The following is a 14,900-nucleotide window of genomic DNA, read 5'->3' on the forward strand; positions in this document are numbered from 1 at the left end:
AATACACAGGAGGTGGTGGTGATGAAATTCCGCTCTCGTCTGCTTGCGATCGCAGGCCTCGTGTTCGTCGGCCTGGCCGGGCACGCACCGGCGCACGCGACCGATCTTCCGTCGGTCAATCTCGGGATGACCAGCTTCCTCGACGGGATGCCGCCGGCCGGCTCCGGCTGGTACGGCACGCAATATCTCGAGTACTACACGGCCGGGCGCGTCAACGACAATGCCGGCAACAAGGTCGGGCTGCCGAAGCAGGACATCGACCTGTTCGCGGGCCTGAGCCAGCTCGTCTACCAGTCGCCGATGACGTTCGGCGGCATGCACCCGGGGCTCGACGTGATCCTGCCGTGGGTGGCCTCCGTGCATACGAACGACGGAATCGGCAACGTCGCGCTGAATTCGCGTTCAGGGTTCGGCGACCTGCTGGTCGGCCCGTTCATCCAGTTCGATCCGGTGATGGGCGCGCAAGGCCCGCGCTTCGCGCAGCGGCTGGAGTTCCAGTTCATCGCGCCGACCGGTGCATACGATCCGGCACGCGCGGTCAATCCGGGCAGCCATTTCTGGTCGTTCGATCCATACTGGGCCGCGACATTGTGGATCACGCCGAAATGGACCGTGTCGTGGCGCCTGCACTATCTGTGGAATGCGACCAATCACGAGCCGGCAACCGCGCTCGGGCCGGACGTGACGTCGACGCAGGCAGGCCAGGCCGTTCATGCGAACTTCGCGACCGAGTATGAAGTCCGGCCCGGGCTGCGGCTGGGCCTCAACGGCTACTGGCTGCGCCAGACCACCGACATGAAGGTGAACGGGCAGGAGGTGTCCGGCACGCGGGAAGCCGTGCTGGGGATCGGGCCCGGCGCGATGGTGAGCTTCTCGCCGCAGGATCACCTGATATTCAACGCGTATTTCGAGGTCCATGCGCGTAACCGGCCGCAGGGTTCGCGGATGGTGCTGCGGTACGTGCATCACTTTCGGTAAGAAGCAAACCCAGCGGCCAATGCGTCCCAGCCATCCGGAAAGACTTGTGCCATGCCCCGCCCGTCACACGCCGTAGATCCGCGCGAGCGCGGCCGCTTCGGCCGCCAGCTCGGCACGCAGGCTCGCCGGTCCGAGCACCTCGACGTTAGGCCCGAACGACCGGATCCACCAGCGCAGCCGCTGGCTCAGCATCGCGGTGCCCTGCACGAACAGTGCATCGTCGGTGCGGCGTGTCGTCTGGTCGAGCGACAGCGGCGCCTCGAGCAGATGGTCGCCTGCCTGATTGACGAACTTGAGCGACAGCTTCACTTCCTTGTCGACCATGAAGTCGAAGCGGCGCTGCCGCTTCACGTAGACCTCGAGCGAGAACGACGCCGGATAGACGAACGATTCGAGCATCGCATCGGCGCGCGAGAGCCGGTCCATCCGGTACAGCGTCGGCTCCGGCTTGCCTTCGGTGGCGCCGACCATGTAGACGAGGCCGCCGACTTCGACGAGGCCGAGCGGCAGCACGATCTTCGGCGTCTCGTTGTCGGCGTTGTGGCGCGGCCGGTACACGATCTGCAACTTGCGTTCCTCGAACAGCGCGCGCGAAACCGCCGCGAAGATCTTCCGGTCGATGGGCGGATAGTGCAGCGAAAAACCGCCGCTCTCGACGGCGACCTTGCCGGTCCAGCGCGCGTACTTGCGCTCCGACTCGCTGACAGGCCGTTCGAGGCGCGCGTCGGCGATCTTGAAGAGCGCGGAGATCGAATCGGCGACGAGTCCCGGAATTTGCCGGGACGAGAACCGCCGCAACGTCTGCAAGGCCAGCGCCTCGTCGAAGCTCATGATCGAACCGGCCTTCGCCGCCATGCCGCTCGCACCGTCCTTGCGGCGCCACACCGATGCCGTGCCTCGCCGGTCGGTCTCGACGAGGCCGCGTGCTTCGAGTTCCGTGAGTCGGCGGTGCACGGTCTTGATCGACGGAAGATCGGGTACGGTCTCCTGCATCCGTTCATACAGGTCCGGCGTGCTGACGTAGTCTGCCTGCGCGCCGGCGTCGGGCAGCAGGCGCATGATGTCGCGATCGAGGTCTGGCATGGGGCGATTCCGGCGCGTGGCAAAAGGAACGTTACGGGTTAACGGCAACCGACCCGATTTCTTGAACCCGACGCTCCGATCAACCGATCGAACCTCAACGGGCTTCGACGGCCATACGCCGTGCGTCGGCATGAACCTTGTCGACGTATTTGGCGAGCAGGGCTGTCGACAAGACGCCGGCGGCAAATGCAATGGCAAACGCTGCAAGACTTTCGAGCGGTGACGGGTAGCCGTTCATGGCACATCCTTGAAAAACGTTGTATAGGCATCGATTTGGTCCGCCGCCGTATCTTCACGGCAGCACGCGGGCCGCATCGACGGAACGGGCGCGGCGACACCTTCAGCACCGAACGACGTGCCGCGACATGCTCCTGATCGCCGGTTCATGACGAACCGGCAAGCCCAACCAACCAGCGCCTCCCCGTCAACTCCGTTCGGTAGCAAGTGACGCGCGCGACGCCGTCGGTCGTGCGTGCCGCCACTTTAATCGCGCATCGGGACAAACGGCGTCCCGAGATCCGCACGACACGCGATTCGCGTCAGGACGCGAAACGGGACACATTTTGTCCCGACGAAGGCACACCATCGGCATCCCATCACTCGTGCCTGCACCCCATGACCCAACCCATCGATAACCCGAACCGCAACCATGCATCGAATGCACGCGTCCTGCCCGACAGCCGACGCGCACTTCGTGTTGCGCTGCGGTTGTGGGGAATCGACGAACGCGACGCGCAAAACTGGCTGCCCGGGCTGCGATCGCGACATCCGCAACTGCACTGGCGGATCGCCCGCGACCGTGCGGCAGCCGGTGCCGACATCGTCGTGCACGTCGTCAAACCGGCGATGCGTCGGTCGGACGGGTTCTGCTGGAACTGTACTGGCGCAAACGCTGCGCTGAGCCGGCCGCTCGATCGCACGCGCGTCGAAATGGTCTTGTTTGCTGGCAACGCAAAGCAACTGCCGCGTCGCCGCGCGGGCCTCTGGCCGATCGCCGGCACGCTCGACACCGGCACGGCGCTCGACGCGCTCGCGCATTGGTTGCGTGCGTCGGCCGCAAGCGGGCCTGACGGACGGATCACCGTGCGGCCGGAGCTGCTCGCACTGATCGCCGCGCGACTCGACACGATGGTGCTGAATCCGGCGCTCCATGTTGCGCGGCGCAAACAGCAGCATCGCGACCAGCACGCCGCCGGCGACGAAAATGAACAAGCCGGCCAGCATCACGGTATGTACTATGCTCAGGTTTTGCATGACAGCCTCGAATCGGTTCGTGAAGCCTGAGACACGCGTCAGACGCGAATCCGGATGATGCGGCGAATCCACAGCATGCCGAATGCCATCGATCCCAGCATCACGCCGACCATCTTGATGCCGGCAGGATCCTGCCAGAGCACCGACAGAAACTCCCGGTTCAACAACGCCATCATGCTCGCGGTGCCGAACGGCAGCAGGCCGAGGATCCAGGCCGACAATCGCCCTTCCGCCGACAGCACGCGAACCTTGTCGAACAGCTTGAAGCGCTCGCGAACCAGGGATGCGATGCTGTCGAGCAGCTCGGCCAGGTTGCCGCCGGTCTCGCGCTGGATCAGCACCGCGATCACGAAGTAGCGCAGGTCGTGGGCCGGCACGCGCGTCGCGAGGTTCACCAGCGCATCGTGCAGCGATACGCCGTAATTGATTTCGTCGAACGTGATCCGGAATTCACCGCCCATCGGATCGGGAAACTCTTCGCCGACCATCCCGAGCGCGCTCGTAAAGGAGTGGCCGGAGCGCAGCGCGCGCGCGATCATGTCGCAGACATCCGGCAGCTGGCGCTCGAGCTTGAGCATGCGCCGGCTGCGATGACGCATCACGTACATCGTCGGCATGCAAGCGGTCAGCAGCGCGATCGGCACCGCGACGATCAGCGGCAACGGCGTGAACAGCAGGATGAGCATCGCCGTCACCGGCAACACCGCGCTGTACACAACGAGCTTCGCCACCGTCCAGTCGAGCCCCGATTGCTGCAGCATGAGATCCACCGACTGCACGCGCGGCACGCGCAGCAACAGACGGTCGAACGGCTTCGATTCGTCGAGCATCCGCTTCTTGAGAATCGAAAGTCGCTCCTGCTGCACGCTGCCGCCGGCCGACATCGCGCGCAGGCGCGACTCGATCCGGCGTGCCGCGGCACCGTGGCGCGTGTTCCACCATTGATAGACGCCTTCGATCGCGAGCACGACCGCGACGAAGGTGAGAATCACAAAACCATAGAAGATCGAGTCCATGAGACCTCCCCGGAATCAGACGAGCGCGCCGTCACTTCGTCTCGTAACGTTGCGCCGGGTCGTACAGTGAATCCGGCAGGTCGATGCCGAACGCCTGCAGCCGCTCGGCGAACTTCGGCCGCACGCCTGTCGCGCAGAAGTGTCCGCGCACCGTCCCGTCGCGATCCATGCCGGTGCGCTTGAACGTGAAGATTTCCTGCATGTTGATGATGTCGCCTTCCATCCCGGTCAGCTCCTGGATGCTGACGATCTTGCGCTTGCCGTCGGTGAGGCGCGTCGCCTGGACCACGACCGAGATCGCCGACGCGATCTGCTGGCGCATCGTCTTCGGCGGCAGCGTCAGGCCGCCGACGCTGATCATGTTCTCGAGCCGCGTGAGCGCGTCGCGCGGGGTGTTCGCATGGATCGTCGCGAGCGAGCCTTCGTGACCCGTGTTCATCGCATTGAGCATGTCGAGCGCTTCCGCGCCGCGCACTTCGCCGAGGATGATCCGGTCCGGCCGCATCCGCAGCGCGTTGCGCACGAGCGTGCGTTGCGTGATTTCGCCCTTGCCCTCGATGTTCGGCGGCCGCGTTTCGAGCCGCAGCACGTGCGGCTGCTGCAATTGCAACTCCGCCGCATCCTCGATGGTCACGATCCGCTCCGATCGCGGGATGAAGCCCGACAGGATGTTGAGCAGCGTCGTCTTGCCGCTGCCGGTCCCGCCCGACACGAGCACGTTCACTTTCGCCCTGGCCAGCGCATCGAGCAGCTCCGCCATCGGCGGCGTGAGGCTCTGATAACTCACGAGGTCGTCCATCTTCAGCGGATTGACCGCGAAACGCCGGATCGACATCAGCGGCCCGTCGATCGCCGACGGCGGAATGATCGCGTTCACGCGCGAGCCGTCCGGCAGCCGCGCATCGACCATCGGGGTCGATTCGTCGATGCGGCGGCCGACCCGCGACACGATCTTCTCGATCACCTTCATCAGGTGCGCATCGTCGTAGAAGGTCACGTCGGTGAGCTCGAGCTGGCCCGCGCGCTCGACGTAGACCTGCCGGTACGTGTTCACGAGGATGTCGGAGATGCCGGGGTCGCGCAGCAGCGCCTCCAGCGGCCCGAACCCGAACATTTCGTCGTACACGTCGATCACGAGCTGGCGTCGCTCGATGTCGTTCGCGGGCAGACGCTCCTCGTCGAGGATGCGCGAGATCAGCGCCGCGATTTCCTGCCGGACCTGTTCCTGCGGCAGGCGCGACAGACGCTCCAGCTCGACGCGTTCGAGCACCGCCAGGTGAATTTCACGGCGCAGCTTCTGGTACGCGTCGCGCACCGACGAATGCGTCCCACCTGCCGGTTCGGTGCCCGCCGCCTGCGGCTGCGTCCGGTACAAGGACATCTGTTCGCGCAATGACATGATGGTTTCCCCGAAAGATTTACATGGACTTGAGCTTCGGCGTGGCCTTTCGGCCGAACAGCCGTGACATCAACGGTTCGCTGCTGGACGTGTCGTGCCGGGTGCGCACGTCCCCCTCGACGATCTGCTTCGCACAGGCCTGCAGCGCACGCGTAACCGCGGCGCTGCGCGCGACGCGCGAGACCGGATGCCCCTGGTCGAGCGCCTCGCGCACGGTGTCGGCGTCGTCGGGTATCGTGCTGCTCGCGTGCAGGCCCAGCACTTCCTCGAGCGCGGTGCGGGACCGTTCGCTCGCGCGCGTCATCCGGTTCACCATCAGCCGCATCTGGTCGGTCGGGTAGCCGAGCGACACGAGAATCTCCAGCAGCCGGCGGCCCGCGCGCACGTGCGGCATCGCCGGCTGCAGCACGAGCTGGATCTGGTCGCTGCGATCGAGCGCGATCATCGACAGCGGATTGATGCTCACGCCGATGTCGACGATCACGAAGTCGTAGCGCGGCGCCGCGACGCCAAGGATCCATTCGAGCGCATCCTCGCGCATCTCCGCAGCCTTGACCGGGTCGCCCGCGCCCGCCAGCACGTGAAAGGTCGGCGTCACGTGCGCGACGCTCGCGTCGAGAAACGCGCCGTCGAGTCGCTCGAGCTGCGCGCACAGCTGCGGCAGCGTCGACGGTGGCGTCTCGTCGCTGACGAGGAACGCGGCATCCGCGAACTGCTGGTTCAGATCGACCAGCAGCACGCGGCGCTTGTGGGTTTCGGCGATCTCGTACGCGACGTTGCTCGCGGCGAAGCTCGTGCCCGCACCGCCCTTGCACGACATGAACGATACGAAGCGCGTATCGTCGCCGTCTCGCCGCGTGCTTTGCGCGGCGGCACGCTCGAGCGCACGGGTCAGCGCCGCGGGATCGAGCGGCCACTGCAGCACGTCGCGCGCGCCGGCGCGCATCGCGTCCAGCAGCACGTTCGGCGCCGCATCGGCCGTCACCAGGATGCAGGTCAGCCCCGGATGCAGCCGGCAGAGCCGCTCGAGCGCCGACAGCTCGGCCGCATCGCTCGTCGCGCCGTCGATCAGCAGGATATCGAATGAATCGAGTCCGTCCGTTCGATGCTCGATCTGGGACGGCCGTCCATGTGCGCGTGTCACACGATAGTGTCCGCTGTCGGTGACCAGCCGCGCGATCTGCGTGAGCCGGGCGGTATCGTCGGCAGCTACGAGGATATTGATCATGGCTGTGCCTCGTCGGTTCGATTATTGACAGGCGGTGCCGCCGGTCGATGAATTCAGGCTTTCCCGCGACAGCGTCGTGGTGAACGGCGGCATCCTGATCGTCATGTTCGCGATCGGAATCATCGTCTTGACCGTGACGTTGGTGATGCTGACGGTGACGAACGAGCAGGAACTTACGTCGCAGCCTGACGGGATGTAGCTCACCGACACGTTCGCGTTCGACAGCATCGGCATCAGCGACTTCACGCGCTTCACGACGCCGGCGGCGTTCACGTCGCAGACGATCGCCGTGCGTGCGCCGAGCCGGATGGCTTCGGTCGCGGTGTTCCAGTAAAACAGCACGCGCCCGAATTCGAAGATGCCGATCAGCAGCATGATCAGGATCGACGCGATCAGCGCGAACTCGACGATCGTCGCGCCGCGTTGGCCGCGACGGCGCGACAGCGGGAAGGGGCGCGCGTTCATGACACCTGCCTCATCACGGTGACGATATTGCCGAAGGTGATCGAGGACAGCCCAGGGTAGGCCGGAATCGGCTGGTACTGGTAGCCCTTTACCTTCACCTCAACGACGTTGATGCTGCCTGTCGCCGTGCCGCTCGCCGCGTTGTTGGTCGAGTCGTACGTCGGCAGGTTGGCGAACTGCGGCGGGTCGGACGCATCGGCGCAATCAGGCGTATGCGCGGCGTCGCAGACGATCACCATCGACGTCGTGAGCCCCGGCACCAGCTCGGTGCCGGCCGAGCCGCACGTGGTGCTGCCGTACACGACGAGGCACTGCGCCTGGGCGAGCGGATACGCGCTGTCGGTCGGCAAGAAGACCGACAGATAGCGCGCCGCGTTGCGCGTCGCCTTGGTGAGGGTCTCGTACTGGTAGATCGCGCGGCCGAACTCGGCCACGCCGGTCGCGAGCACGATCATCGGCATCAGCACGAGCGCGAATTCGACAGCGGCGACACCGCGCATGCGTGACCGGCGAATCGGGAGCCTTTTCATGATCGCGTCTCCTCTATTGAACGAGCATCGGGACCTTGATGCCGGCCGAGCTGCCACTGCCAGGCAGGCCGTGCGTCGCACACGGCGTGGTGCCGGATGCCGTCGAGCCGAGGTATTCGAGATGCGCCACGACCCCGCCCGCGCCGGGGCTGAACGGCAGCGGATCGAGCATCAGCACGCAGTCCCATTGCGTGACGTGCACCTTGCCGCTGCTTCCCGACAGCGTCGAGCAATCGCCTTCGGGTGCGAGCGCGACCCGGCGATCACCGCCGAACGTCTGATAATTGCTCGCCGTCACCGTCCCGTTGGTCGCGATGCCGCTGCCGGCCGGTGGCGCGCCATCGCCCTGGTAGGCCTTGAAGCTGGCGCGATCGAGCACGAACTGCGTGTACGCGTCGCCGACGATGCCGGCGGTTCCCGGCGGCCCGTAGTTGGGGCCGACGTACGCATAGCCGGTGAAGTCCGGCTGGCCGCTCGAGCCGTTGGCGCCGTTCGAATAGATGCCGAACCGTGTGTTCCAGGCGCGCAGCGACGCCGACTTCAGGCCCGTCGAACCGAGGTCGGGCGGCGACGTGATGTTGCAGGTATTGCCGGACAATTCGCTGGCGATGGTCGTCTCGTTCGTCGAACCGTCGAGCGCGGCCCAGCCGAAGTTGCCGGGCCCGTATGTCGTCGACGAGCCGGAAGGCGACGAGATCCAGTCGCCGACCTTGTACGGCGCGGCGGCTGCCGCCCGGCACACGAACACCGGGATCGCACAGGTGGTCTGCCCGGCGCCCACCGTCGCGATCGCGCTCGCCGAGACCTGTGCCGCGTTCGCGACCTGCACGCCCGGGATCGTGTTGAGTACCTCGATGAACCAGTGCGCGATGTTGCTCAACTGCGCCGTGCACTTCACGTACTTGATGTTCGCCGGCGTGGCAACCGCCGTCTTCGTCAGGAACGGATTGGTCAGCGAATCGCTGAACGTGACGTTCGAATCCGTCTGCATCTGCACAGCGTTCTGCTGAAAGAACGCGAAATTCGAGTGGCCGGCGGCAATGCCGTCCGCTTCCGCGACCTGCAGGCTGATGGCCGACGTGAGGTCGCGCGCAGCGGACAGCGCGCATGAGTCGGCGCTGTTCTGAAGTTCGCTGCGCGTGACGTACAGCTTGCCGAGGTCCAGCGCGAGACCGACGAACCCGATCATCACCGCCAGTGCGAGACCGACGATGATCGCGACGGCACCTTGCTGGCGATGCATGCCGCGACGCGTGAGTTTCGGATGACGAGCTGCGCTGGACATGGCGTTCTCCCTGAGCGTGCCTGTGTTATTGCCCCGACGACTTGCCGATCCCGATCACGAATGCATTGGCTTTCGGCTCGGGCTGCTTGAACGACTTGTCGTAGTTGTCGAGCGCGGACGCGGCGGCGCTGCCGTCGACGCCCTGGCGCGAGGCCGCGTGTTCTGCGGCATGCGGATCGATGATCTGGGCTTGCGTGACGGCGCGGACCGAGTCGCCGAAGCGGCTGTCCCACACCGGCGTCGACGACATGCAGCCGGCGAGCGCGAATGCGAGCGGGACGGCGAGCGCCGCGCGGCGCGCGAATACGAGGTAGGCGGATTTCATGAGCTTCCCCTTGGATGGCTTCAACGATCGGTGGACGCGGGTTCGGCATTCGCCCGCGCGATCTGCGCGCGGGTGGCGGCCGGCAGACTGTGCTTCGAACGCGGTGCGGGTTTTGCCGGTGTGTCGGAGCCGGCCGCCGCGAGACGCGCGGCAGTCGCTTCGATGCGCGCGATCCGTGCCGCGCTGGCCGCGTCGGCGTGCGATTGCGATTGCGGCTGCGCGGCAGGCGCCGGTTCGGCGTTCACCGCCCCTGCTGCCGCGGCCGCAGCAGCCGCCGGCTTTTCGGGCTGCGCCGGCACCGGTGCCGGTGCTTCGGCAGGCTGCGGCGCACGCGGTGCGGGCAGCGCAGCGGCCGGTGCGGCCGACTGCGGCGCGGGAGCAGGTGCCGGCGTCTGCGGTGCATTCATCGCCCCATCCGCCGGTTGTGCGCCAGGCTTGCGGACACCCTTGCGGCCTTCCATGTTGCCGGTCGCATACACGTCGGCTTCGTTGGGCTTCGAGAAGCTGTCGGTCGGCAACGGCACGTCGGCGGTCTGCAGCGGCTTCACCAGGTGCGGCGTGATCACGAAGATCAGCTCGGTGCGGTCCTGCTGGAACGACGTGCTACGGAACAGCGCGCCGAGCACCGGCACTTCGCCCACACCGGGAATCGCCTTCAGCGCACCGCTCGCGTTGTCCTTGATCAGCCCGCCGATCGCGAACGATTCGCCGTCGCCCATCTGGACCGTGGTCGATGCGCGCCGGGTCGTGATCAACGGCAGGATCGAGGTGCCGCCGATGTTGGTCGCGCTCAGCGTGACGCCCGTCTGCGACAGCTCCGACACTTCCGGCGCGACCTTCAGGCTGATCCGGCCATTCCCGAGCACCGTCGGCGTGAACTTCAGCGCGACGCCGAACTCCTCTTCCTGCAGCGTGATCGACGACGTCCCCGTCCCGCTGCTTTGCGGAACCGGGATGAAGATCTTGCCGCCGGCGAGGAACGTCGCTTCCTGGCCGCTGATCGTCACGAGGTTCGGCTCCGCGAGGATCTTGACGAGGTTGTCGGTGTTCTGCGCATCGGCCGCGATGCTGAACGGCTTGTTGTTCGCCTTGTTGAACACCGCGCCGCTCGCGACACCCGCGAGCAGGTTGCTGACGAGCGCGCCGCTCCACGAACCGAAGCCGCCCTGGATGTTGAATGCGCTGCCCATCTGATTGATCAGCGTCTTCGACACTTCCGCGACCTTCACCTCGAGCATCACCTGCTGCGGCGACGTGACGGCCAGCATGTTCAGCACGCCTGCGCTCTTTCCGCCGCCCTCGCCGGCGCTGTCGCCGTATGCCCGGGCGATCTGCACTGCCTGCTGCGCGGCCTGCGAGTTCGACACGGTGCCCGCCAGCACGATCGTGCCGGCGGCGGTCGATACGTGAATGTCGCGCTCGTTCGGCATCAGCTGCATCAGCGACGCCTGCAGGCCGCCGGCGTCTGCGCCGACCGCCACGTCGATCACGCGGCATGCGCCGCTGCGGCCCTGCACGATCATGTTGGTCGTGCCGACCGACAGCCCGAGGATGTAGAGCGTCTGCGGCGACACCATCGTCGCCTGTGCGACGGCCGGGTTGCCGATGGTCCGGTTGCGCACCGGCTCCGGCATCGGCACCAGCAGCGACTTGCCGAGCGGCACGCTGACACTGGTCGACTCGCGCACCGCGCCCACGCAATTCGGTCCGCGCAGCGGGCCCGCCGATGCGGCAGGCGCGGCGGCAGGCGCCGGCGCCATGCTGATCGTCATCTGCATCGGCCCCTTGGAGACGGCAGCCGGTGCGCTCGCGCCGCCCTTCATCAGCGCAGCCGATTCCGCGCCTTCCTGGGCCAGCGCGCTGTACACCGTCAGCCACCCCGTACACAGGATCGCGGCCATCATCGTGCCCCGTGCGATGCGCGTGCGCACCGGGCCGGTACCTGAATGTTGCGGATTGATCTTCATTTCGTCTGATCCCCCGAGTGACCGGCGAGCCGCCGGTTGTCGACTTCCAAGGCCGCCGTGCCCTGACGGCGGCCGATCTGGTTACTCTGTTTGTCTGGTGTTTGTTCTACGGCTTCGGAAGCATTTCAGAAGCATTCGACGCTGCCTCGTACCCCGGTCAGCACGCCGACACAATCGCGCCGCGCTTCCGGTGCCGCGTGCGACGCAACGTGCACGCGCACGGTCCGTACGTGTTCGTGAACCGGTGCGGGCGGCGCGTCGGGTACCGGGGCCTTGCCGAGCAGCGTCAGCTTCGTCGCGCCATCGGTCGTCAGCGTCTTCTGGTCGACCTGGTTGCGCAGCACCAGCGACAGCGTGCCGACGCTGCGCGCGAGGTCGAGGCGTTCGGCCTGTTCGGGCGTGACTTCGAGCGTGACCGCGTTGACGACCTTCGGTGCGGTGTCGTCGCGGCTGACCTGCTGCGCAACGGCCAGCACGAGGATGTGCTCGAGCACAATCTTGGAGATGCTCTGCCCGTCCGTCTTGCCCTGCTGTTCCTGCGTGTTGACGATCACGTCGACGTAGTTGCCCGGCAGCGCGAAACCCGCGACGCCGACCACGTCGTTCACGCGCACGGTGATCGCGCGGCTGCCGTCGGCGATCACCGCGGACAGCCCGCCCTTCGTGCCGACCGGCGCGAGCTTCGACTCGATCACCGGCTCGCCGCGCGCGAGGCTCGTGCGCACGACGCGCCCTTCGAGTTCCTTCGTGTCGGTGAATGCGCCGGTCGGCACGCTGCCCGACGGCCAGCTCACCAGGCGGATCTGATTCGGCCCGAGCGGCTCGCCCAGGTTCAGGTCGGTGGTCGCCACCGCGACCGACGTGACCGAGCTGCTGGATGTATTCATCAACCAGCGGGACGCGAACACGACCGCGGCAAGCCCCGCGACCATCGCGACGATCAGCATCATGAGCGCTCGACTGTTTTTCATGGCAATGCTCCTCAACGAATCGTGAAAGAACGGCTCAACCGGTTATGGACGTGCGACTGCCGTGATCGGCAGGTGGCAGATACCCGCCGTCGCGCTCGGGCGCCGTGCCGAAGTAACTGGCCCATGCGTCGTGCAGCGCGTCGTGCGTCACTTCGAGCGGATCGCCTCGATACCGCGCGCCGGCGGCGACGAGGCGCAGCAGATCCATCGGGAAGCATGCGAGATATGCCTTGCCGGTCGGCAGGTGCAGCCGGTGCAGCAGATAGTCGAAGGCGTCCTGTGAAGACACCAGCCCGAGCGACTCGCATGCGGTGTCGAACACCGCGCGGTAGTGGTCGATCGACAGCGCGCCGACGTGAAGCTTGGATCCGAGCCGGCGCAGGAACGCGTCGTCGGCGAACTGCTCCGGCGCGAGGTTGCTCGAGAACACCGGCCAGACGTCGAACGGCAGCACGAATCGGTTGCCGGACTCGAGCGTCAGGAAATCGACGCCGCGATCGAGCGGGCGCAGCCAGCGGTTGAGCAGGTCGCGCGGCTCGACACGCTGGCGGCCGAGATCGTCGATGATGTACATACCCATGTTCGCCTTCATGTGCGGCGGCGCCTGGTAGAAGCCCGCCGCTTCATCGCGGCGCAGGTCGAGCTCGTCAAGCGTCAGCTCGCCGCCGGACATCACGACCGGCCGCTCGCACAGGCGCCAGCGGCGATCGACCGACTGGCCCTCCATTTGCGACGGCGCGTCGACATGCACAAGCGGATCGTGGATCTGGATCACTTCCCCGGCGGCATGGACCGCATACGGCACAGGTACGTGGCCGCCCATCAACGCGCCGAGCCGCTCGGCGAGGAAGGTCTTGCCGCTGCCGGCGGGGCCGTAGATCAGCAGCGGACGGCCGGAATTCAGCGCGGCGGCGGCCGAGTCGAGTATCGACGTGTCCATCACGACGCCTTCGAATACGGCCCACACGTCGTTCTGGGCGACGCGCAGCTTGCGCACCGAATGGGTGGACACGCAGTCGAGATACGCGTCGAGCGTCACCGGCGCGGGCCCGCTGTAGGTGCTGCGCGCGGACTCTTCGAGCGCGGCCACGCGGCCCGCGTCGGTCAGGCGGAACGTCACGTCGAGGTCCGTTTTGCCGCGATGGGTAAGTTCGACCAGATGCTCGCGCACCAGGAACGCGAAGACGTCGTCCAGCACCGCGAGCGGCAGGCAGTGGCGCTCGATCAGGTCGCCGTATGACGGGCGGCCGAGCACCAGCGTCGATTTCAGCACGAGCCCCGCGACGAACGTCTGGCTCAGTCCGGTTTCCTCGAGCGAGCGCGGTGCCGCAGGCAACTGCGTGCCAGGCTTCGTGTGCGCCTCCCGCGACGGCGACGGATGCGGCAGGTGGGTAACCTGCGCGTCGCGCTTCGGTTCGGTGGGGATCGTGTTCATGTACGTGTCATCCTCGTTGCGGGTTCGTCGCGCTAGACGCACGAAACGAACAGCATGCCCAGCGTGCCGGCGGCAATCGCCACGCCATACGGCAACGCGCCGACCGACGCGACTTCCACGGGGCCGTCGGTTGCCCCTGCATACGCGCGCATCGAGCGATGCGCGACGAGCGCCCAGACGTTCGCGCACATCTGGCGCAGGCGCCCGCGCAGCAAAACAAGGCCGATCGCGCCGATTCCGCCGGCCAGAAAGGTGGCCAGCACGATGTAGAAGGTCATCTGTGCGCCGACCCATGCGCCGATGGCCAGCATCAGCTTCACGTCGCCCGCAGCCATCCCGCGCAGCAGATAGAACGGCAGCAGCATGCCGAAGCCGGTCGCCGCGCCGGCAAGCCACGCAAGCGCGCCCGCCTGTACCCCGTGCAGCGCGCACTGGGCGATCAGCGCACCGGCCAGCCCGATCGCGACGAGCCGGTTCGGGATGCGACGGCTCGTGATGTCGGTGCTGGCCGCGACGACGACGAGCACGGTCACGCACAACGGAATCGGGTAAGGCAGCGCGGCAGGCAACATGGCGAACCTCGATTGGCTGTAATGGCCGGGATCACTGACCCAATGCGGTATTGACCGCCGCAGTCACGATCGACGCGATCATGTCGTACGCGTCCTGAACCGATCCTTTCAGGGTGACCACGCTTCCCAGCACGATGGTGGCGAAGACTGCCGCGATCAGCGCGTATTCGATCGATGTCACGCCCTGCTCGTCGTCGATCCATCGCGATACCGCTACCGCACGTCCGCTGGTCCGCATGACAGCCTCCGAATCGGTTGACCACGAGAGCGGGGAGACTCGAGCACTGCACCGGCCGAGTCATCCGCCGTTCGGTCCATTCGACATCTGTTGGTTGAGAGTCCGGCCCTGCACGAGCGACGGGATGGCGACGAACGGGCCGGACCCGCCGTTC

15 protein-coding genes and 1 pseudogene are annotated in these 14,900 nt (G+C 66.5%); 1 reads left to right on the plus strand and 15 read right to left on the minus strand.

Annotation, left to right across the window (positions count from 1 at the left end; all coding sequences use genetic code 11):
* Window positions 1–21: 21 nt before the first annotated feature.
* The gene (locus WI26_RS29075; RefSeq protein ID WP_069228364.1) at window positions 22–978 is read left to right on the plus strand and encodes a SphA family protein; all 957 of its coding nucleotides are present in this window, start codon (window positions 22–24) and stop codon (window positions 976–978) included.
* Between the two features lie 63 nt (window positions 979–1,041).
* Here the strand turns inward: WI26_RS29075 and WI26_RS29080 are convergent, their stop codons facing one another.
* From WI26_RS29080 to WI26_RS29145, 15 genes and pseudogenes are all read right to left on the minus strand, one after another.
* Window positions 1,042–2,061, minus strand: coding sequence for a helix-turn-helix transcriptional regulator (locus WI26_RS29080; protein WP_059543228.1), 1,020 nt, complete (start codon window positions 2,059–2,061; stop codon window positions 1,042–1,044).
* Window positions 2,062–2,155: 94 nt separating this feature from the next.
* On the minus strand, window positions 2,156–2,299 hold the full coding sequence (locus WI26_RS32825; protein ID WP_167359276.1) for a hypothetical protein: 144 nt from the start codon (window positions 2,297–2,299) through the stop codon (window positions 2,156–2,158).
* 896 nt (window positions 2,300–3,195) lie between these two features.
* Window positions 3,196–3,315: pseudogene (locus tag WI26_RS33185) on the minus strand (type II secretion system F family protein); the annotation flags it as partial.
* Between the two features lie 38 nt (window positions 3,316–3,353).
* Window positions 3,354–4,331 (minus strand): type II secretion system F family protein, encoded by a 978-nt coding sequence (locus WI26_RS29090; protein WP_059539261.1) that lies wholly within the window; start codon window positions 4,329–4,331, stop codon window positions 3,354–3,356.
* 31 nt (window positions 4,332–4,362) lie between these two features.
* Complete coding sequence (locus WI26_RS29095) at window positions 4,363–5,730, minus strand: CpaF family protein (protein ID WP_069228137.1); 1,368 nt, start codon at window positions 5,728–5,730, stop codon at window positions 4,363–4,365.
* Between the two features lie 19 nt (window positions 5,731–5,749).
* Window positions 5,750–6,958: an AAA family ATPase gene (locus WI26_RS29100; RefSeq protein WP_059539259.1), complete on the minus strand. Its 1,209-nt coding sequence runs from the start codon at window positions 6,956–6,958 to the stop codon at window positions 5,750–5,752.
* Between the two features lie 21 nt (window positions 6,959–6,979).
* On the minus strand, window positions 6,980–7,423 hold the full coding sequence (locus WI26_RS29105) for a TadE/TadG family type IV pilus assembly protein (RefSeq protein ID WP_059539258.1): 444 nt from the start codon (window positions 7,421–7,423) through the stop codon (window positions 6,980–6,982).
* Window positions 7,420–7,953 carry a TadE/TadG family type IV pilus assembly protein gene (locus tag WI26_RS29110; protein WP_059539257.1) on the minus strand — a complete coding sequence of 178 codons (534 nt, stop codon included), beginning with the start codon at window positions 7,951–7,953 and terminating at the stop codon, window positions 7,420–7,422. The genes WI26_RS29105 and WI26_RS29110 overlap by 4 nt, the downstream gene beginning before the upstream one ends.
* A 13-nt stretch (window positions 7,954–7,966) precedes the next feature.
* Complete coding sequence (locus tag WI26_RS29115) at window positions 7,967–9,238, minus strand: pilus assembly protein TadG-related protein (protein ID WP_069228138.1); 1,272 nt, start codon at window positions 9,236–9,238, stop codon at window positions 7,967–7,969.
* 25 nt (window positions 9,239–9,263) lie between these two features.
* Window positions 9,264–9,563 (minus strand): hypothetical protein, encoded by a 300-nt coding sequence (locus WI26_RS29120; RefSeq protein WP_059539255.1) that lies wholly within the window; start codon window positions 9,561–9,563, stop codon window positions 9,264–9,266.
* A gap of 20 nt (window positions 9,564–9,583) precedes the next feature.
* Complete coding sequence (locus WI26_RS29125) at window positions 9,584–11,530, minus strand: type II and III secretion system protein family protein (protein ID WP_069228139.1); 1,947 nt, start codon at window positions 11,528–11,530, stop codon at window positions 9,584–9,586.
* A gap of 125 nt (window positions 11,531–11,655) precedes the next feature.
* Window positions 11,656–12,501 carry a Flp pilus assembly protein CpaB gene (cpaB, locus tag WI26_RS29130; RefSeq protein WP_059539253.1) on the minus strand — a complete coding sequence of 282 codons (846 nt, stop codon included), beginning with the start codon at window positions 12,499–12,501 and terminating at the stop codon, window positions 11,656–11,658.
* A gap of 34 nt (window positions 12,502–12,535) precedes the next feature.
* A complete protein-coding gene (locus WI26_RS29135; RefSeq protein WP_069228140.1) occupies window positions 12,536–13,936 on the minus strand; it encodes an ATP-binding protein in 1,401 nt (466 codons plus the stop codon).
* A gap of 32 nt (window positions 13,937–13,968) precedes the next feature.
* Window positions 13,969–14,508: an A24 family peptidase gene (locus tag WI26_RS29140; protein WP_069228141.1), complete on the minus strand. Its 540-nt coding sequence runs from the start codon at window positions 14,506–14,508 to the stop codon at window positions 13,969–13,971.
* Between the two features lie 31 nt (window positions 14,509–14,539).
* Window positions 14,540–14,746 carry a Flp family type IVb pilin gene (locus tag WI26_RS29145; protein ID WP_059510636.1) on the minus strand — a complete coding sequence of 69 codons (207 nt, stop codon included), beginning with the start codon at window positions 14,744–14,746 and terminating at the stop codon, window positions 14,540–14,542.
* Window positions 14,747–14,900: the final 154 nt, after the last annotated feature.

Source organism: Burkholderia diffusa, from assembly GCF_001718315.1.
GTDB classification, from domain to species: Bacteria; Pseudomonadota; Gammaproteobacteria; order Burkholderiales; family Burkholderiaceae; genus Burkholderia; species Burkholderia diffusa_B.

Coding starts and splice junctions, on each gene's coding strand:
- WI26_RS29075 (WP_069228364.1), top strand. CDS start 22: ATGAAATTCCGCTCTCGTCTGCTTGCGATCGCAGGCCTCGTGTTCGTC.
- WI26_RS29080 (WP_059543228.1), bottom strand. CDS start 2,061: ATGCCAGACCTCGATCGCGACATCATGCGCCTGCTGCCCGACGCCGGC.
- WI26_RS32825 (WP_167359276.1), bottom strand. CDS start 2,299: ATGAACGGCTACCCGTCACCGCTCGAAAGTCTTGCAGCGTTTGCCATT.
- WI26_RS29090 (WP_059539261.1), bottom strand. CDS start 4,331: ATGGACTCGATCTTCTATGGTTTTGTGATTCTCACCTTCGTCGCGGTC.
- WI26_RS29095 (WP_069228137.1), bottom strand. CDS start 5,730: ATGTCATTGCGCGAACAGATGTCCTTGTACCGGACGCAGCCGCAGGCG.
- WI26_RS29100 (WP_059539259.1), bottom strand. CDS start 6,958: ATGATCAATATCCTCGTAGCTGCCGACGATACCGCCCGGCTCACGCAG.
- WI26_RS29105 (WP_059539258.1), bottom strand. CDS start 7,423: ATGAACGCGCGCCCCTTCCCGCTGTCGCGCCGTCGCGGCCAACGCGGC.
- WI26_RS29110 (WP_059539257.1), bottom strand. CDS start 7,953: ATGAAAAGGCTCCCGATTCGCCGGTCACGCATGCGCGGTGTCGCCGCT.
- WI26_RS29115 (WP_069228138.1), bottom strand. CDS start 9,238: ATGTCCAGCGCAGCTCGTCATCCGAAACTCACGCGTCGCGGCATGCAT.
- WI26_RS29120 (WP_059539255.1), bottom strand. CDS start 9,563: ATGAAATCCGCCTACCTCGTATTCGCGCGCCGCGCGGCGCTCGCCGTC.
- WI26_RS29125 (WP_069228139.1), bottom strand. CDS start 11,530: ATGAAGATCAATCCGCAACATTCAGGTACCGGCCCGGTGCGCACGCGC.
- cpaB (WP_059539253.1), bottom strand. CDS start 12,501: ATGAAAAACAGTCGAGCGCTCATGATGCTGATCGTCGCGATGGTCGCG.
- WI26_RS29135 (WP_069228140.1), bottom strand. CDS start 13,936: ATGAACACGATCCCCACCGAACCGAAGCGCGACGCGCAGGTTACCCAC.
- WI26_RS29140 (WP_069228141.1), bottom strand. CDS start 14,508: ATGTTGCCTGCCGCGCTGCCTTACCCGATTCCGTTGTGCGTGACCGTG.
- WI26_RS29145 (WP_059510636.1), bottom strand. CDS start 14,746: ATGCGGACCAGCGGACGTGCGGTAGCGGTATCGCGATGGATCGACGAC.